20 protein-coding genes, 1 tRNA gene and 1 riboswitch are annotated in these 17806 nt (G+C 69.8%); of the genes, 6 read left to right on the plus strand and 15 right to left on the minus strand.

Going from position 1 to position 17806, the window contains the following annotated elements; genetic code table 11:
• Complete coding sequence (locus DSC45_RS07080; protein WP_119288163.1) at positions 1 to 726, plus strand: DUF1707 SHOCT-like domain-containing protein; 726 nt, start codon at positions 1 to 3, stop codon at positions 724 to 726.
• Positions 727 to 817: 91 nt separating this feature from the next.
• Positions 818 to 890: transfer RNA gene (locus tag DSC45_RS07085), tRNA-Leu, on the plus strand.
• A gap of 86 nt (positions 891 to 976) precedes the next feature.
• On the opposite strand, the gene rdgB is transcribed toward DSC45_RS07085, so the two are convergent.
• From rdgB to DSC45_RS07105, 4 genes are all read right to left on the minus strand, one after another.
• Positions 977 to 1579, minus strand: coding sequence for an RdgB/HAM1 family non-canonical purine NTP pyrophosphatase (rdgB, locus tag DSC45_RS07090; protein ID WP_119288165.1), 603 nt, complete (start codon positions 1577 to 1579; stop codon positions 977 to 979).
• A 68-nt stretch (positions 1580 to 1647) separates the two neighbouring features.
• The gene (locus tag DSC45_RS07095; RefSeq protein ID WP_119288166.1) at positions 1648 to 2034 is read right to left on the minus strand and encodes a hypothetical protein; all 387 of its coding nucleotides are present in this window, start codon (positions 2032 to 2034) and stop codon (positions 1648 to 1650) included.
• A gap of 114 nt (positions 2035 to 2148) precedes the next feature.
• Positions 2149 to 2883: a ribonuclease PH gene (gene rph, locus DSC45_RS07100; protein ID WP_119288168.1), complete on the minus strand. Its 735-nt coding sequence runs from the start codon at positions 2881 to 2883 to the stop codon at positions 2149 to 2151.
• 111 nt (positions 2884 to 2994) lie between these two features.
• Positions 2995 to 3228, minus strand: coding sequence for a PTS sugar transporter subunit IIB (locus DSC45_RS07105; RefSeq protein WP_119288170.1), 234 nt, complete (start codon positions 3226 to 3228; stop codon positions 2995 to 2997).
• Positions 3229 to 3451: 223 nt separating this feature from the next.
• Here DSC45_RS07105 and DSC45_RS07110 point away from each other — a divergent pair, with 223 nt between their 5' ends.
• Together DSC45_RS07110 and DSC45_RS07115 are read left to right on the plus strand one after the other, a co-directional pair.
• Positions 3452 to 4765, plus strand: coding sequence for a PTS transporter subunit EIIC (locus tag DSC45_RS07110; protein ID WP_119288172.1), 1314 nt, complete (start codon positions 3452 to 3454; stop codon positions 4763 to 4765).
• Positions 4766 to 5022: 257 nt separating this feature from the next.
• On the plus strand, positions 5023 to 6297 hold the full coding sequence (locus tag DSC45_RS07115; RefSeq protein ID WP_119288174.1) for a PTS transporter subunit EIIC: 1275 nt from the start codon (positions 5023 to 5025) through the stop codon (positions 6295 to 6297).
• Positions 6298 to 6381: 84 nt separating this feature from the next.
• Here DSC45_RS07115 and DSC45_RS07120 read toward each other — a convergent pair whose 3' ends face one another.
• Complete coding sequence (locus DSC45_RS07120; protein WP_119288175.1) at positions 6382 to 7134, minus strand: MBL fold metallo-hydrolase; 753 nt, start codon at positions 7132 to 7134, stop codon at positions 6382 to 6384.
• Positions 7135 to 7337: 203 nt separating this feature from the next.
• On the opposite strand from DSC45_RS07120, the gene DSC45_RS07125 reads away from it, so the two are divergent.
• On the plus strand, positions 7338 to 7814 hold the full coding sequence (locus DSC45_RS07125) for a type II toxin-antitoxin system PemK/MazF family toxin (protein ID WP_119288177.1): 477 nt from the start codon (positions 7338 to 7340) through the stop codon (positions 7812 to 7814).
• A 439-nt stretch (positions 7815 to 8253) separates the two neighbouring features.
• Here the strand turns inward: DSC45_RS07125 and DSC45_RS07140 are convergent, their stop codons facing one another.
• The 10 genes from DSC45_RS07140 to clpS form a co-directional block, all read right to left on the minus strand.
• On the minus strand, positions 8254 to 9204 hold the full coding sequence (locus tag DSC45_RS07140; protein WP_119288179.1) for a PLP-dependent cysteine synthase family protein: 951 nt from the start codon (positions 9202 to 9204) through the stop codon (positions 8254 to 8256).
• 5 nt (positions 9205 to 9209) lie between these two features.
• Positions 9210 to 9533 carry a MoaD/ThiS family protein gene (locus DSC45_RS07145; RefSeq protein ID WP_119288180.1) on the minus strand — a complete coding sequence of 108 codons (324 nt, stop codon included), beginning with the start codon at positions 9531 to 9533 and terminating at the stop codon, positions 9210 to 9212.
• Between the two features lie 155 nt (positions 9534 to 9688).
• Positions 9689 to 9790: a putative leader peptide gene (locus DSC45_RS36905; RefSeq protein WP_346426649.1), complete on the minus strand. Its 102-nt coding sequence runs from the start codon at positions 9788 to 9790 to the stop codon at positions 9689 to 9691.
• Between the two features lie 44 nt (positions 9791 to 9834).
• Positions 9835 to 10677, minus strand: a complete 843-nt coding sequence (locus DSC45_RS07155; protein ID WP_119288184.1) for an ABC transporter ATP-binding protein — start codon at positions 10675 to 10677, stop codon at positions 9835 to 9837.
• Positions 10677 to 11669, minus strand: coding sequence for a FecCD family ABC transporter permease (locus DSC45_RS07160; protein WP_240434529.1), 993 nt, complete (start codon positions 11667 to 11669; stop codon positions 10677 to 10679). The genes DSC45_RS07155 and DSC45_RS07160 overlap by 1 nt, the downstream gene beginning before the upstream one ends.
• A 101-nt stretch (positions 11670 to 11770) precedes the next feature.
• Positions 11771 to 12754, minus strand: coding sequence for an ABC transporter substrate-binding protein (locus tag DSC45_RS07165; RefSeq protein WP_119288186.1), 984 nt, complete (start codon positions 12752 to 12754; stop codon positions 11771 to 11773).
• Between the two features lie 59 nt (positions 12755 to 12813).
• A riboswitch (cobalamin riboswitch) is annotated at positions 12814 to 12900 on the minus strand.
• A gap of 79 nt (positions 12901 to 12979) precedes the next feature.
• Positions 12980 to 13396 (minus strand): M67 family metallopeptidase, encoded by a 417-nt coding sequence (locus DSC45_RS07170; protein ID WP_119288188.1) that lies wholly within the window; start codon positions 13394 to 13396, stop codon positions 12980 to 12982.
• 104 nt (positions 13397 to 13500) lie between these two features.
• On the minus strand, positions 13501 to 14946 hold the full coding sequence (locus DSC45_RS07175; RefSeq protein ID WP_119288189.1) for an amino acid permease: 1446 nt from the start codon (positions 14944 to 14946) through the stop codon (positions 13501 to 13503).
• A gap of 416 nt (positions 14947 to 15362) precedes the next feature.
• Entirely contained in the window at positions 15363 to 15953 is a 591-nt protein-coding gene (locus DSC45_RS07180) for a DUF2017 domain-containing protein (RefSeq protein ID WP_119288191.1), read from the minus strand.
• Positions 15953 to 16279, minus strand: coding sequence for an ATP-dependent Clp protease adapter ClpS (gene clpS / locus DSC45_RS07185; protein WP_119288193.1), 327 nt, complete (start codon positions 16277 to 16279; stop codon positions 15953 to 15955). Before clpS ends, DSC45_RS07180 begins: the two co-directional genes overlap by 1 nt.
• Positions 16280 to 16434: 155 nt before the next feature.
• On the opposite strand from clpS, the gene DSC45_RS07190 reads away from it, so the two are divergent.
• Positions 16435 to 17763: a nicotinate phosphoribosyltransferase gene (locus DSC45_RS07190; RefSeq protein ID WP_119288195.1), complete on the plus strand. Its 1329-nt coding sequence runs from the start codon at positions 16435 to 16437 to the stop codon at positions 17761 to 17763.
• Positions 17764 to 17806: the final 43 nt, after the last annotated feature.

Here is a 17806-nt window from a genome sequence, read left to right on the forward strand (position 1 = left end):
ATGGGTGATGACCTCCCGGAGATCCGGGCCTCCGACGCTGATCGGGACCGAGTGGCCGAACGGCTTCGGGATGCGATGGCCGAGGGCCGCCTGAGCTTGGAGGAGTTCGAGGAGCGACTCGAAGAGACCTACCAGGCCCGTACCTACCGGGAGTTGGAGCCGATCACCCGGGATCTGCCCGCCCCGCAGGAGCGTCGGCCGGCCGCCGGGACCACGGGCCCCGCCGCACCGGACACCGAGGACTGGTCGGGCCGGGTCGGCGTCGGTGGCGAGCCCAGCTCCTCCGCCGCCGTGGCGATCATGTCGGGCTTCCAGCGCAGGGGCCGCTGGACGGTCGGGTCGCGCTTCACCTCGTTCGCGTTCTGGGGCGGCGGTGAGATCGATCTGCGCGAGGCCCGCTTCACGGAGCGCGAGACCGTGATCAGGTGCGTGGCCGTCATGGGTGGGATGAACGTCGTGGTGCCGCCGGGCGTCGAGGTGGTGGTCCGTGGATTCGGCTTCATGGGCGGCTTCGACCACGGCGAGGACGGCTCACCGCCCGACCCGGGCGCCCCACGGGTGATCGTCACCGGCTTCGCCATGATGGGCGGGGTCGGGGTCGAACGGAAGGTCACCAAGGCGGAGAAGCAGCGCCTGAAGGAGGAACGCCGCCGCGCCAAGCTGGAGAAGTCATCGCCGGACGAACTCGACGATCGGCGCAGGGGCCGCAAGGAACTCGGCGGCTGAGCCTCCTGCCGACTGCCCGGCCGGGCCGTGGGAAGCCGGATATCTCTCTCCCGCCCGGGGACCGGGCCCCGTAGAGTAGGGCCCGGCGCAGGCGCCCGTACGCCAAGGGCTGAGCGGCGATCTTTAGGTGGTCGTGTTTGTCGGTTCGAATCCGATCGGGCGCACCGGTTTTCCGGACACGGTGAGAGGCCCGGTCCGCGGATGATCCGCGGGCCGGGCCTCTCACTGTCTCCGCTGCAGGTCCGTGGGGTCAGGCGACGAGTTCCCGTACGACGGGGACCAGCGCGCGGAAGGCCTTGCCCCGGTGGCTGATCGCGTTCTTCTCCTCGGCGGACAGCTCCGCGCAGGTACGGTTCTCGCCGTCCGGCTGCAGGATCGGGTCGTAGCCGAATCCCCCCTCGCCGGCCGGTGCGGTGCGCAGGGTGCCGGTGAGCCGGCCCTCGACGACGCGTTCGGTGCCGTCGGGCAGGGCGAGGGCGGCCGCGCAGGCGAAGGCGGCGCCGCGGTGTGCGGGGGCGATGTCGGAGAGCTGGGCGAGCAGCAGTTCCAGGTTGGCGCTGTCGTCGCCGTGCCGCCCGGCCCAGCGGGCGGAGAAGATGCCCGGGGCGCCTCCGAGTACGTCGACGCAGAGGCCCGAGTCGTCGGCGACGGCGGGCAGGCCGGTCGCGGCGGCCAGTGCGTGCGCCTTGAGCAGGGCGTTCTCGGCGAAGGTGACGCCGGTCTCGGGGACGTCGGGGATCTCGGGGTAGGCGTCGGCGCCGACGAGGTCGTGCGGCAGTCCGGCGTCCGCGAGGATCGACTTCAGTTCGGTGATCTTGCCGGGGTTACGGGTGGCGAGGATGAGGCGGGTCATGGGTCGATTATCCGGCCCTCGCGGGGAGCGTGATTCCACCGCCCCACCCGTTCCGGGGCTACCCGGGATCAGGGCTTGCAGGCCTTGGTCAGCTCGCCCGTCGCGTCCACCACGGGAGACACGTCCGGCGTCGAGTCCCCGGACTTGATCGAGTCGCGGACGTTCCCCACCGCCTTCTGCAGGTGGTCCACGGCCTTGCCGACGTCGGCGTCGTCGGCCTTGTCGCCTATCTCGCCGAGGTTCTTCTCGATCGCGTCGAGTGCCTCGTCCGCGGCGAGCGGGTCGTCGCCCGCCTTCTCCACCGCCCGCTGCAGGTCCGTCGCGCTCTCCGCCACGTCGTCGGCGGTATGTACGCAGTCGAGCGCCTTGTCGACGGCGCTGCAGCCGACCGCGAGCGGCGCGGCGAGTGCCACGGTGGCGACTGCGATGGCTATACGTCGGCGGCCCGAGGCCATGGTCGTTCCCTCCGCTGATACGGGCGGGCGCACGGCTGTTCGCGTGCGCCCGTACCCGTATAAACGCCTGCCGAGGTGCAGTTGGTTGCTCGGCGGGCGGTGCGGGCGGAGCGGTCAGGCTGTGGCGGTCCTCAGTGCCTCGTTCTGCAGCGCGGCGAGGTCGTCGCAGCCGGCGACCGCGAGGTCGAGCAGCGTGTTGAGCTCGTCGCGGGCGAAGGGCTCGGCCTCGGCGGTGCCCTGCACCTCGACGAAGCGGCCGTCGCCGGTGCACACCACGTTCATGTCGGTGTCGGCCGTGACGTCTTCCTCGTAACAGAGGTCGAGGAGCGGGACACCGCCCACGATGCCGACGCTGACGGCGGAGACGGTGCCGGTGAGCGGCTGCGACTTGGCGCGGATCAGCTTCTTGGACTGCGCCCAGGCGACGGCGTCGGCGAGGGCGACGTAGGCGCCGGTGATGGCGGCGGTGCGGGTGCCGCCGTCGGCCTGCAGGACGTCGCAGTCGAGGACGATGGTGTTCTCGCCGAGCGCCTTGTAGTCGATCACGGCGCGCAGCGAGCGGCCGATGAGGCGGGAGATCTCATGGGTGCGGCCACCGATCTTGCCGCGTACGGATTCGCGGTCGCCGCGGGTGTTCGTGGAGCGCGGGAGCATGGAGTACTCGGCGGTGACCCAGCCCTCGCCGCTGCCCTTGCGCCAGCGCGGGACGCCTTCCGTGACGGAGGCGGTGCAGAAGACCTTGGTGTCGCCGAAGGAGACGAGGACGGAGCCCTCGGCGTGCTTGCTCCAGCCACGCTCCAGGGTGACCGGTCGGAGCTGTTCGGGCGTGCGGCCGTCGATACGAGACATGCGCCCGAGCCTATCGGCCCCTGCCGCCGGTGTTCGCGCGCGGCTGCGGTGCGGGGCCGGGGCGGCCGGGCCCGGAGAGGTCCGGGCACCGGCTCGCTTCGCGTCAGCGATTCACATCATGTCTTCGATGTCGGCGGCGATCGGGTCGGCGTCCGTGCCGATGACGACCTGGATCGCGGTGCCCATCCGCACGACACCGTGGGCGCCGGCGGCCTTCAGAGCGGCCTCGTCCACCAGGTTCGAGTCGTGCACCTCCGTGCGGAGACGGGTGATGCAGCCCTCGATCTCGTCGATGTTGTCGATGCCGCCGAGCCCGGCAACGATCTTCTCAGCCTTGCTGGCCATGGATTCTCCCTGGTTCCTAAGGACGCGGCCTCATCACACCGTGGGTCCGCTTTGACACGTTAACGCACGGTTGGCCCATCTTCACGGGCGGTGAGGACAGCGGGACTCCATGATGACGATCAAGGTGTCACCCCTGTCCGGAGCGGCACCTGCCACCCCTTCGCAACTGGTCTACACCAGTATTCCACGACCGCCAAGCCTTGCTTGTTCCGGAGGTACGCCGATGAGTTCGCAAGCCGCCGCGGCACCCACCAGGAGGTGGTGGAGCGGCTTCTTCCAGGGCCTGCAGAAGATGGGTCGCAGCCTCCAGCTGCCTATCGCGGTCCTGCCCGCCGCCGGCATCCTGAATCGGCTCGGCCAGCCGGACGTCTTCGGCGAGGACGGTCTGGGCTGGACGAACGTGGCCAAGGTCTTCGCGGCCGCGGGCGGTTCCCTGCTCGACTCGTCGCTCGGCCTCCCCCTGCTGTTCTGCATCGGCGTCGCGATCGGCATGGCCAAGAAGGCGGACGGTTCGACCGCACTGGCGGCCGTCGCGGGTTTCCTCGTCTACTACTCCGTGCTGCACGCGTTCCCCGACGACTGTCCGGCAGACACCACGTTCGGCGCGGCCGGGATGTGGGGCGGCGTCTGTGTCGCCGAGGACGGGACGGTCGCCCAGGCCGCGTACCAGAACCCCGGGGTGTTCGGCGGCATCGTGATGGGCCTGCTCGCCGCCTGGCTCTGGCAGCGGTACCACCGGGTGAAGCTGGTCGACTGGCTCGGCTTCTTCAACGGCCGCCGGCTGGTGCCGATCATCATGGCGTTCGTCGGGCTCGTCTTCGCCGGGATCTGCGTCTGGATCTGGCCGCCCATCGGCGACGCACTGACCAGCTTCTCCAAGTGGCTGGTGGACCTCGGCTGGCTCGGCTCCGGAATCTTCGGTGTCGCCAACCGTGCGCTGCTCACGGTCGGCATGCACCAGTTCCTGAACACCTTCACCTGGTTCCAGTTCGGCGACTTCACCAAGGACGACGGCACCGTGGTGCACGGTGACATCAACCGGTTCCTTGCGGGCGACCCGACGGCCGGACAGTTCACCTCGGGCTTCTTCCCGATCATGATGTTCGCGCTGCCCGCCGCCGCCCTCGCCATCACGCACGCGGCCCGGCCCGAACGCCGCAAAGTGGTCGGCGGCATGATGCTCTCGGTCGGCCTCACCTCGTTCGTCACGGGCATCACCGAGCCCATCGAGTACTCGTTCCTCTTCATCGCCCCCGCGTTGTACGCGATCCACGCGGTGCTCACCGGCGTATCGATGGCGGTGACGTGGGCGCTCGGCGTCCACGACGGCTTCAGCTTCTCCGCGGGCCTGATCGACTATGTGATCAACTGGAGCCTGGCGACGAAACCTTGGCTGATCATCCCGATCGGACTGTGCTTCGCGGTCGTCTACTACTTCCTCTTCAGATTCGTGATCCGCAGATTCAACCTCGCGACCCCAGGGCGAGAACCCGAGGACGAGGCGGAAAAGCTGGACGAGGAACAGACGAAGGCCTAGCTCAGAGCCACCCCCGAGCATCTCGCGGGACAGCCACCGAACGGAAGCCGTCGGACCCATCCGGGCCGGCGGCTTCCGTCGTGCCGCACGCGGCACAAATTCGCGGGTTCCTTACGCAGCCCTCACGTGTTACAACTGGTCTACACCACTCACTGGTGTAGACCAGGAGCCTTGTCCCGAGGCGTCTGGCACAGGTCTCTGAGTGACGTCGCCGTCCCCCGTGTACAAGGCGACGCCTTGTCCACTGGAGGAATTCAATGTCTACGGACAGCGCCGCCCCCGCGGCCAAGAAGAAGGGTTCCGGCGCGATGGCTGTCCTGCAGCGCATCGGCCGCAGCCTCATGCTGCCGGTCGCCGTGCTGCCCGCCGCCGCCCTTCTGGTGCGGCTCGGCGCGGACGACATGCTCGGCAAGGAGTCGTTCCCGACCTTCATCACCAAGGTCGCGGGCTACATGCAGGCGGGCGGCAGCGCGCTGCTCGACAACATGGCCCTGCTCTTCGCGGTCGGCATCGCCATCGGCTTCGCCAAGAAGTCCGACGGCTCCACTGCACTGGCCGCCGTCACCGGCTACCTGGTCTTCAAGAACGTGCTCGGCACGTTCACCGACTCGAACCTGCCGAAGGTCGCCGAAGCCGTCGACGGCAAGGTGGTCATGACCGACGCCCCCGTCGACGCGGGCGTGCTCGGCGGCGTCGTGATCGGTGTCGTGGTGGCGCTGCTCTACCAGCGCTTCTACCGCACCAAGCTGCCCGACTGGGCGGGCTTCTTCGGCGGCCGCCGCATGGTCCCGATCCTCTCCGCCTTCGCCGGTCTGCTCCTAGGCATCGTCTTCGGTCTGATCTGGCCGGTCCTCGGCGCCGGTCTGCACAACTTCGGTGAGTGGCTGGTCGGTTCGGGCTCGGTCGGCGCCGGTATCTTCGGTGTCGCCAACCGTGCGCTGATCCCCGTCGGCATGCACCACCTGCTCAACTCGTTCCCGTGGTTCCAGGCCGGCTCGTTCGACGACGGCGGCACCCAGGTGCACGGCGACATCGCCCGCTTCCTGGCCGGTGACCCGAACGCCGGACAGTTCATGACCGGCTTCTTCCCGATCATGATGTTCGCCCTCCCGGCCGCCTGCCTCGCGATCACCCACGCGGCCCGCCCGGAGCGCCGCAAGGTCGTCGGCGGCATGATGTTCTCGCTCGCCCTCACCGCCTTCGTGACCGGTGTGACCGAGCCCATCGAGTTCACCTTCATGTTCATCGCCCCGGTCCTGTACGCGATCCACGCGGTACTGACCGGTGTCTCGATGGCCCTCACCTGGGCCCTCGGCATGCGGGACGGCTTCGGCTTCTCAGCCGGCGCGGTCGACTACTTCCTGAACCTGGGCATCGCGAACAACCCGTGGGGCCTGGCCCTGGTCGGCCTCTGCTTCGCCGCCCTGTACTACGTGGTGTTCCGCTTCGCCATCACCAAGTTCAACCTGCCGACTCCCGGCCGGGAGACGGACGAGGAGATCGCCGAGCTGGAGAAGGTCGAGGGCAAGTAGGCCCGACGCCCTGCACCGAAGCCCCCGCCGCTGTCGCTTCTGCGACAGCGGCGGGGGCTTCGTCGTGGCGGTGGAGGCGCGCGGTCAGATCTCGTAGACCGTCCCGGGACTGGCCACCTCGAGCGGGCCCGGGTAGACGGAACGCGCGTCCGCGAGGCTGGCGGCCGGGTCGGTCCACGGCGGGATGTGCGTGAGCACCAGGCGTCCGGCACCGGCGTCCCGCGCGCAGAGCCCCGCCTCGCGTCCGTTGAGATGCAGGTCCGGGATGTCTTCCTTGCCGTACGTGAACGAGGCCTCGCACAGGAACAGGTCGGCGCCCTCGGCGAGTTCGTCCAGTTCCGGACTGACCCCGGTGTCACCGGAGTACGTCAGCGTGCTGCCGCCGTGCTCGATCCGGATGGCGTACGCCTCGACCGGATGGCGCACCCGCTCGGTGCGCACGGAGAACGGGCCGATCTCGAAGGAGGCCGGCTTCAGCGTGTGGAAGTCGAAGACCTCGCTCATCGAGGACGCGGAGGGAGTGTCGGCGTACGCCGTGGTCAGGCGCTGCTCGGTGCCCTCGGGGCCGTACACCGGCATCGGGGGACAGCGGCCGCCGTCGTGCCGGTAGTAGCGCGCGACGAAGTAGCCGCACATGTCGATGCAGTGGTCGGCGTGCAGATGACTCAGGAAGATCGCGTCGAGGTCGTAGAGACCACAGTGACGCTGCAGCTCGCCCAGGGCGCCATTGCCCATGTCGAGGAGCAGCCGGAAGCCGTCGGCCTCGACGAGGTAGCTCGAGCAGGCGGAATCCGCGGACGGAAACGAGCCCGAGCAGCCGACGACGGTGAGCTTCATGGAGCAGGAACCTCCGCGCTGGCGGGAAGGACGGGGGTTGTGCGGTCCGTTGAGCGTAAGGCGCAAAACGGCAGGTCGCTCCTCCGCCGTGGGCCGTTGTGGGCGAACTCACCTGCGTTGTCACCGGTTCGGGCGCCGTCGGGCGACCCGTGTGCGGGCTTGTCGTACGCCTGCGCGGGCCGGGGCGCCGGTACGGTCGGGTCATGGACACGTCCTGGTGGATCGCCCTCGCCGCGGTGGTGCTGCTCGCACTGTTCGCGACGCTCACTGACGGGTTCGGGCGCAGTGGGCGAGGGCCCCGGGGCCGGACCCGGCCGCCCGGGCGGCCCGGCGAGCGCTCGCGGCAGCGCCCCTCGCGGCGGCCGGAACGACGGCCCGAGCGGGCGGAGATCTGGTGGGCGGACGTCCCCTACGAGGACGGGCCCGGGTCCAAGGACCGGCCCTGCCTGGTCATGTCGGTACGGGGCGACCGGGCGCAGGTCGCGAAGATCACGAGTCGTTATCACGACGAGCGTGCCGGGGTGATTCCGCTGCCCCCGGGCTCCGTCGGGGACGCGCACGGCCGCCCCAGCTTTCTGGAGACGGACGAGCTCCGCGAGGTCCCGGTGTCGGCCTTCCGCCGCCACGTGGGGGTCGTGGACCCCGCGCTGTGGGACCAGGTCAGGCACCTGACGGACTGACGTCCGGGGTGCTCCGTTTCTGCCTGGGCCTGGGCCTGTGCCTGTGCCGGTGCCGGTGCCGGTGCGGCATCTTCAGCGGGTCCGGTGTCTCCCGCCGGTCCGGCACTCCCAGCGGGTCCGGCACTCCCAGCGGGTCCCGCACTCCCAGCCCGTCCGGCATCTTCAGCCCGTCCGGCGTTTGAGGACAAGGCGCGCCGGCGCCGGGGGCTGGAGACTGGCCCCCCGAGCCGGGTGGCTCCGGTTACAGGCCGGCCTGACGGCCTTGTCCTCAAACGCCGGACGGGCTGGAAGTGCCGGACGGGCTGGGAGACACCGGACCGGCGGGAGACACCGGACCGGCAGCGGACACCGGACCGGCAGGAGACACCGGACCGGCGGGAGACGCCGGACCTGCTGAGTGGGCAAGCGGCCACCACGCAGAAGCGGAGAGCGGGCTGGATCAAGCCCAGAGTTGGCCGTGGAGGGCCGCGACCGCGTCCGCCGTCGTGGGGGCCGTGTAGATGCCCGTGGAGAGGTACTTCCAGCCGCCGTCCGCGACGAGGAAGACGATGTCCGCGCTCTCCCCGGCCGCGACGGCCTTGCGGCCGACGCCCAGCGCCGCATGCAGCGCCGCCCCCGTGGAAACCCCGGCGAAGATCCCTTCCTGGCCGAGCAGTTCACGCGTACGCGTGACCGCGTCCTCGCTGCCGACGGAGAACCGCGTGGTGAGCACGGACTCGTCGTAGAGCTCCGGGACGAACCCCTCGTCCAGGTTGCGCAGGCCGTAGACCAGGTCGTCGTAGCGCGGCTCCGCGGCGACGATCCGGACGTCCGGCTTGTGCTCGCGCAGATAGCGGCCGACGCCCATCAGCGTCCCGGTGGTGCCCAGTCCCGCCACGAAGTGGGTGATCGAGGGCAGGTCCTGGAGGACCTCCGGGCCGGTGGTGGCGTAGTGCGCGCCCGCGTTGTCCGGGTTGCCGTACTGGTAGAGCATCACCCAGTCCGGGTGCTCCGCGGAGATCTCCTTGGCGACCCGTACCGCCGTGTTGGAACCGCCCGCCGCGGGCGAGGAGATGATCTCCGCGCCCCACATGGCGAGCAGCTCCCGGCGCTCGGACGAGGTGTTCTCCGGCATGACGCAGACGATCCGGTAGCCCTTGAGGCGGGCCGCCATCGCCAGCGAGATGCCGGTGTTTCCGCTGGTCGGCTCGAGGATGGTGCAGCCGGGGGTGAGCCGGCCGTCCTTCTCGGCCTGCTCGATCATGTGCAGCGCGGGCCGGTCCTTGACGGAACCGGTCGGGTTGCGGTCCTCGAGCTTCGCCCAGATCCGTACGTCGTCGGACGGCGAGAGCCGCGGCAGGCGCACCAGGGGGGTGTTGCCGACCGCGGCGAGCGGGGAGTCGTAGCGCATGCGGATCAGGCCATTTCCGGCCGGAGCCCGGCCGGGAGCGCGTCGACGGAGCCGCCTGCCACGGCGGGCAGGATCGTCACGCTGTCGCCGTCGCTGAGCTTGGTGGAGATGCCGTCCAGGAAGCGGACGTCCTCGTCGTTCAGGTAGACGTTCACGAAACGGCGCAGCTTGGCGCCGTTGTCCGCGTCGATGATGCGGGCCTCGATGCCCGCGTGCCGGGTCTCGAGATCGGCGAAGAGGTCGGCGAGCGTGTCGCCGCTGCCCTCGACGGCCTTCGCACCGTCGGTGTACTGGCGGAGGATGGTCGGGATGCGGACCTCGATGGCCATGGCTGCGGGCTCCTGTCGGAAGGTGTCGGTCGGGAGGGTCGTTCGATGCGGCACGGCGGTCTGGCTGCCCGAGGCCGGCGGGGTACGAAGCTGCCGGTACGAACTGGCGGTACGCGGAGTCGGAGCGCCGCGCCCCGGCCGTACGGCGGCAGGGGTCAGCGCGGACAGATGGCGCTGCAGAGCCTGCACAGGTCGACGTGCAGCCGCGCCACGAGCAGTGCGCCCGGCGTCTTCTCGCTCACGTCGTGGGGAACCATGCGGTCATCGTATCGATTCCCGTCCCGCTTCCCGGAATGTGATCTCACATCGTGGATGACTTTGGTTCACCGGTCGGGACGGGGAGGGAATTGTCCACCTCTGTCCGGTGCGGCAAATGCCGGTGCCGGTCGGGCAGATACGTGATCGTGGGCGCTCCGGTGGACGGATGCTCGGCCACCTCCGCGCGTACGCCGTACACGTCCGCGAGGAGTTCGGCGGTCAGGACCTCGGCGGGCTGGCCGGACGTCACGGCCCGCCCGTGGTCGAGTACGTACAGCCGGTCGCAGTAGTACGCGGCCAGGTTGAGGTCGTGCAGGGCGATCAGGTTGGTGGTGCCGAGCGTGCGGACCAGGCCGAGGATCTCCAACTGGTGCCGTATATCGAGGTGGTTGGTCGGTTCGTCGAGCACCAGGAGCGTGGGCTGCTGCACCAGGGCGCGGGCCACCAGGACGCGTTGGCGTTCGCCGCCCGACAGGCTCGCGAACCTGCGGTGCTCGAGCGTGTCCGCGCCGACCCTGGACAGTGCCGCGTCCACGATGTGGTCGTCCTGCGCGGTGTCGGCGGCGAGGAAGGACTTGTGCGGGGCGCGGCCCATGGCGGCGATCTCGCGGACGGTGAGCTCGAAACCGGCCGGGGTGTCCTGCGGCACGGTCGCGAGCCGTCTCGCCCGCCGCTTCGCGCCGATCGCGTGCAGGTCGTCGCCGTCGAGCAGGGCGCGGCCGCCGGTCGGGGCGAGCGTGCCGTAGACGCAGCGGAGCAGGGTGGTCTTGCCGCTGCCGTTGGGGCCGACCAGGCCGACGGTCTCACCGGGTGCGGCATGCAGGGACACCGCGTCGACCAGGGTGCGGCCGGCCGTGCGGTAGCTGAGTTCTTCGGTCCTGAGCATCAGTCCTGGCCTCCGGGTCCTCGGTGCAGCAGCCACAGGAAGAACGGTCCGCCGGTGAGCGCCGTGAGCACCCCGACCGGGATGTCCTGGGGCGCGGCGACGGTACGGGCCGCGAGATCGGCGAGGACCAGGAACACCGCGCCCATCAGGGCGCACACCGGAAGCAGTCGCCGGTGCCCGGCGCCGACGAACATCCGCGCGGCGTGCGGCACCATCAGACCGACGAAACCGATCGCCCCGCTGTACGCCACGAGGAGACCGGTGAGTACCGAGGTGACGACGAAGACGGCGACCCGGAAGCGCCCGGTGTCGAGCCCGAGCACGGTGGCGCCCTCCTCGCCGACGAGCAGCAGGTCCAGGGGCCGGGCCAGGGCGAACAGGAACACGACACCGACGACAAGGGCCGCGGCCGGTACCAGGAGCACGTCCCAGCGGGCCGAGCCGAGCCCGCCGAGCGTCCAGTACAGGACGTCCCTGAGGTGCTCGGCGCGGGCCGATGTGACCAGGAGCAGGCTGGTCAGCGCGGACAGGATGTACGCGACGGCGACGCCCGCGAGGATCAGCCGGCCGGTGGTCATCAGCCCGCCCTTGCGGGCCAGCGTGTAGACGAGCACGAGCGAGCCGAGCGCCCCGGCGAACGACGCGATCGGCACCAGGACGGTGGTCGCGAGGCCGGTGCCGAAGCCGAACACGATGGCGGCCACCGCGCCCGTGGAGGCACCGGAGGAGACGCCCAGCAGGAACGGATCGGCCAACTGGTTGCGTACCAGGGCCTGTAGCACCGCTCCGACCACCGCGAGCCCGGCACCCACGATCGCGCCGAGCAGCACCCGCGGCAGTCGTACGTCGAGGACGATGGTGCGCAGTGGGGACGCCTCGGCGCGGCCGGTGAGGATCTCGACGACCTGTCCGGCCGGGATCCGCACCGACCCGAGCGCGAGTCCGGCGACGACGGCGGCGGCGAAGGCGGCCGCGAGGACGAGGAGGACCAGCGAGGTGCGGACCCGGCCGACCGGGTCACCCCGCTCCCTCACGGCGGCCGGCGGGTGATCGTCGGTGCGGGGCGCCGGCGGCGTCTTCTCGAGCGAGCTGGTCACCGTGCGGAGTCCGGGTGCAGCTGGTCGGCCAGCTTCTGCACCGCGGCCGGCGCCCGTACGCCGAGCACCGCGTCGGAGAGCGGGAGCACGGCGAACCGCTTGTTCACGATCGCCGGTACGTCCGCGAGCGCGGGGTCGTCGAGCAGGCGCTTCTTCTTCTGGGCGACGGTGGTGCCGCCGTAGTCGTAGATCACGACGACCTCGGGCTTGCGCTCCACGACGTTCTCCCAGGAGGCGTCGCCGAAGGACTTGTCGAGGTCGGCGAAGACGTTGCGGCCGCCGGCCCGTTCGATGATCTCGTTGCCGATGCCGGTGCCGCCCGCGGTGAAGGCCGTCTTGTCCCCGCTGTCGTAGACGAACGCGTCGAGCGGGTCGGTGTCCGCCAGCTTCTTCGCGGTCGCCGCGGACTCGGCCTTCGCCTCCTCGATCCAGCGCTCGGCGCGGTCCGGTACGCCGAAGGTCCGGCCGGTCTCGCGGACTTCGCGGTGCACGTCGGCCATGGTCACGGCCTTCTTGGTGCAGCCCTCGATGTTGAGGCGGCTCTCGATGCCGGACTTCTTCAGGGCGGCCCTGCTGCGTCCGGAGCCGGCCTCGAAGGCGCTGGTGTAGCCGCCGTACACGAAGTCCGGGTTCACCGAGAGGAGCTTCTCGTAACTGGGGTACTCGTCGGCGATCACCGGACGGGACTTGTACGCCTTCGCGTACTCGGGGAGGACCTTGTCGTCGAGGTAGGCGGTGCCCACCAGGCGGTCTTCCAGGCCGAGTTCGAGCATGATCTCGGTGACGTGCTGGTTCATGGTGACGACGCGCTTCGGCGGGGCGTCGAAGGTGGTGCTGACACCGCAGTTGTTCACGGTGTACGGGAACCCCTCGGCCTCGGCGGCCGGCTTCTTCGCGTCGTCGTCCGGGGCGCCGCAGGCGGCGAGCGGGACGAGCAGCGCGGCGGCTATCAGCGCATGGGCGCGGGGACGCCAGGTCATGGCGAGGCCTCCTCCGGGGGATTTCCACGTCCCCTCATCGGCGGGAGAAGGCGGCAGGTCAGTTCCTGACTCCCCGGCGCACCGCCCGGAAGGGGCGCGCGCCGGTCACAGTGGCGGGACCGTGCCGGATTCGCACCGGCTTCCTGGGTCCTGCCGCCTCGTTGTCACCGCTCAGTATGCCGGGCTCGAACACCCGGCTGATCCCAGGGCGGGCCCCGGGCGGGCTCAGCCCACCACTTCGACGTCCTCCTCCGTGACCTCGCCGTCGACGATGCGGAAGGAGCGGAACTGGAAGGGGCCGGCGTCGTCGGTGTCGGCCGTGGAGACCAGGACGTAGTGGGCGCCGGGTTCGTTGGCGTACGTGATGTCCGTGCGCGAGGGGTACGCCTCGGTGGCCGTGTGCGAGTGGTAGATGACCACGGGCTCCTCGTCCCGGTCGTCCAGGTCGCGGTACAGCTTGAGCAGGTCGCCCGAGTCGAACTCGTAGAACGTGGGCGAACGGGCCGCGTTCAGCATCGGAACGAAGCGTTCGGGACGGTCGGAACCGGCCGGGCCCGCGATCACGCCGCAGGCCTCGTCGGGGTGGTCCTTCCGTGCGTGGACGACGATCTGGTCGTACAGATCCCGGGTGATGGTCAGCATGCCCAGAGAATAGGCAGGTGGTCCCCGGATCCGAGATCCGGGGACCACCTATTGAGACGCCTTTGTCCGGGGAGTGAAAACGCTCCGCGGTGGGGCGGTCGCCGTCAGGACTTGCCGCCCGCCTGCGCCCGCTCGCCGATCTGCGGGTTGCGGGCCTTGAGCACCCGGTACGAGACGACCAGGATCAGGGCCCACAGGGGCGCGCAGTACAGGGCGTTGCGGGCCGTCGAGTCGATGCCCATCAGGACGATCACCAGGCCGATGAAGGCCAGCGCGAACCAGCTGGTGAACGGTGCGCCCGGGGCCTTGAAGGGGGACTCCGGCAGCTCGCCGCGGGCGACCTTCGCCCGGAACTTGAGCTGGCTGCACAGGATCATGATCCAGGCCCACATACCGGAGATCGTGGCGAACGAGACGACGTAGTTGAACGCCTCGCCGGGCCACTGGTAGTTGATCCAGACGCCGAACATCATCAGCGCCGCCGAGAAGGTGGTGCCGATCAGCGGGATGCCGCGGGTGCTCAGGCGCGTGAAGATCTTCGGGCCCTGCCCGTTGAGCGCCAGGTCGCGGAGCATCCGGCCGGTGGAGTACATGCCGGAGTTGCAGGAGGACAGGGCGGCGGTCAGGACCACGAAGTTCACGATCGCGGCACCGACGCCGAGACCCATCTGCTCGAAGGCCTTCACGAAAGGCGAGACACCGTCGCTGAAGACGGTCCACGGCACCACGGAGAGGATCATGATCAGTGCGCCGACGTAGAAGACGGCGATGCGCCACGGCACGGTGTTGATCGCCTTCGGGAGCACCGTCTTGGGGTCCTTGGACTCGCCCGCGGTCACACCGACCAGCTCGACGGCGAGGAAGGCGAACATCACGATCTGCAGCGTCATCAGCGTGCCGCCGATGCCCTTGGGGAAGAACCCGCCCTGGTCCCAGAGCATCGAGACGGACGCGGTGTCACCGGCGTCCGAGAAGCCGATGGTGAGAACTCCGGCGCAGATCAGGATCATGCCGAGGATCGCGGTGACCTTGACCATCGAGAACCAGAACTCGATCTCACCGAAGAGCTTCACCGAGATCAGATTCGCGCCGTAAAGAATGAGCGTGAAGACGAGCGCGGAGAGCCATTGAGGAATGTCCCACCAGTACGTCATATAGGTGGCCGCGGCGGTGACTTCGGTGATTCCGGTGACGACCCAGAAGAGCCAGTACGTCCAGCCGGTCACGAACCCGGCGAAGGGGCCGATGAATTCGCGCGCGTATTCGGCGAACGACCCGGAGACCGGGCGGTACATCAGCAGTTCGCCGAGCGCCCGCATGATGAAGAAGATGACCAGGCCGGCGATGGCGTAGGCCAGGATGAGACTCGGGCCGGCCTTGGAGATCGCCTTGCCCGCGCCCAGGAAGAGGCCGGTGCCGATGGCTCCGCCGATGGCGATCATCTGGATCTGGCGGGCGCCTAGGCCGCGCTTGTATCCCTCGCCCGACGTTTCGGCGGAGGGTCCGGCCGCTTTGCCGTCGTCGTTCTGCTCGACCTGCAACGAGGTCATGATGGTGCGCCTTTCTCCATGCCGGTCCGTGCCACGTGGCCGGATCGGCGGCGTGGGGGTCCCCCCGGACGAAACTGGGGAAATCCTGTGGCGATCCCCCGGATGCAGATGGACTCGCCTGCCGACGGTTTGCCGGTGGGGCGCACCCGGGAGACAGGGGTGGTGTCCCGCCGGGCGATCGTGAACTTTTATCACGCCACGATGGCCCGGCCGGGCATGAAAATGTGACCCACCACACAGGGAGAAGCGGACAAAATTCCCCCGCGGCGTCAAAGGAAGTCCGCGGGAGCTGCGCCCATTGACGCGATCGTTATGCGGATTTGAGTGTCCGTTGAGCGAACAGCGCTCCGCACGGGAGGCATGGCGCGAGAAGGCCCGCCCGCACCTTCAAGGGCACGGACGGACCCGGCGGAACCTCAGGGCAGCAGCGTCTCGACCAGCGTCTCCTGCAGGCCGCCCAGCCACAGGTACGCCATCACCATCGGCTTGCGCTCGTCGGAGTCCGGCAGCTGGTAGAGCAGTTCGGTGTCCTCGTCGTCGATGACGTCGAGGCGGGCCGCGATGGCCAGGCGCAGGTCGTTGAGCGCGCTGAGCCATTCCCGCGACTCGTCGGCGGAGAGCTTGAGGACGGCGCCGCCCTCACCCTCGATGGTGAGCGCGTCGAGGGTGCGCACCACGGTGAGCGCCTTGTCGCGCTTGCCCGCCCTCAGGTCGTTCTCCGTGAAGCGCCTGAACTCGGCGGAGTACTCCTTGAGTTGGTCGTCCGGTACGGCTTCCGGGTCGCCGTAGGCGTCGGGGAAGAGCCGCTGCAGGACGGGGTCGCTCGGGGGTTCGCTCGGCCCCTCGGCGAAGAGTTCGGCCAGCGGGTCGTCCTGGTCCTCGCCGCCGGGCCCCGGTCCGATCAGCTCGAGGAGCTGGACGGAGAGCGAGCGCAGGATGGAGATCTCGACCTCGTCGAGGGCGACGGCCGCGCCGCCGCCGGGCAGCGGTTCGAACTGGCCGGGCATCAGGTGCGCTCCTGACTCAGCGTCGCCCACAGGCCGTATCCGTGCATGGCCTGCACATCGCGCTCCATCTCCTCGCGCGATCCGCTGGAGACGATCGCGCGGCCCTTGTGGTGGACGTCGAGCATCAGCTTGTGCGCCTTGTCCTTCGAATAGCCGAAATAGCTCTGGAAGACATACGTCACATAGCTCATCAGGTTGACGGGATCGTTGTGCACGATCGTGACCCAGGGGACGTCCGGCTCGGTGACGGCGGACACGTCCTGAGCCGACTGGGGCTGACCGGTCTCTACGGGGGTCACATCGGGAGCCACACTCACTTGCCCCATGCTGCCACTCGGGACCGCTCGGCGCATAAACGGAATGCTGGTTTCCGCGCGGACGAGGCCCATTTTCCGGGGTCGGCACAGCCTCGTACCCCTGTCGCGACCCGGCTCGCACCCTGAAATCGTCAAACTGACGAGATGGGGGTAGGATCGCCGCCATGAACACTGCGGACCTACGGCTGCCGGTGGACGTTCCCTCGACAGCACTCTTCACGGACCATTACGAACTGACGATGCTGCAGGCTGCCCTGAAGGCCGGAACGGCCGATCGGGGCTCGGTGTTCGAGGTCTTCACCCGCCGCCTGCCGGAGGGGCGCCGCTACGGCGTCGTCGCCGGCACCGGGCGGGTCCTGGACGCCATCGAGAGCTTCCGCTTCGACACCCGCGAGCTGACCTTCCTGCGCGAGCGCGGCGTGGTCGACGAGCCGACCCTGCAGTGGCTCGCCGACTACCGCTTCCGCGGCGACATCTGGGGCTACCCGGAGGGCGAGGTGTACTTCCCCGGCTCCCCCGTGCTGCGCGTCGAGGGCTCCTTCGCCGAGTGCGTACTGCTCGAGACGGCGATCCTGTCGATCCTCAACCACGACTCGGCGATCGCCGCCGCGGCCTCCCGGATGGCCTCGGCCGCCGGCGACCGGCCGCTCATCGAGATGGGCGCCCGGCGCACCCACGAACTGGCGGCGGTGGCCGCCTCCCGGGCCGCGTACATCGGTGGATTCACCACCACCTCGGACCTCGCGGCCGGATTCCGTTACGACATTCCCACGGTCGGCACCTCGGCCCACGCCTTCACGCTGCTCCACGACAGCGAGCGCGACGCCTTCACCGCCCAGGTCGACTCGCTCGGGCGCGGCACCACACTCCTGGTGGACACCTACGACGTCTCCGAGGCGGTGCGCACGGCGGTCGAGGTGGCCGGCCCCGAGCTCGGCGCCGTACGCATCGACTCCGGCGACCTCCTCCTGGTCGCCCACCGGGTGCGCAAGGAACTCGACGAGCTGGGCGCGCACCGCACCAGGATCGTGGTCACCTCGGACCTCGACGAGTACGCCATCGCGTCCCTCGCCGCCGCCCCGGTGGACGCCTACGGAGTCGGCACCCAGCTGGTCACCGGCAGCGGGCACCCCACCTGCTCGATGGTCTACAAGCTGGTGGCCCGCGCCCGCTCCGCCGAACCGGACGCCCCGCTCGAGCCGGTCGCGAAGAAGTCACTCGGCGCCAAGTCCTCCAAGGGTGGCCGGAAATGGGCGGCCCGCAGGCCCGACGCGGACGGTTACGCCGAGGCCGAGGTGGTCGGTACGGGCCCGGTGCCGGAAGAGCTCGCCCCGCACCAGCTGCTCGTCGAACTCGTCAGGCGCGGCGAGGTGGTGGCCCGTGAGCCGCTGGACGCGGTGCGCGCCCGGCACGCCGCAGTCCGCGCCGCGCTCCCGCTGTCCGCGACCCAGCTGTCCCGCGGCGAGGCCGTCATCCCTACGGAATACGTCTGACGGCTCCCCCTCCACAAAAGGGGGCCCGACCGCCGCCGGAGCG

The organism is Streptomyces sp. YIM 130001, from assembly GCF_003574445.1.
Taxonomy (GTDB): Bacteria; Actinomycetota; Actinomycetes; order Streptomycetales; family Streptomycetaceae; genus Streptomyces.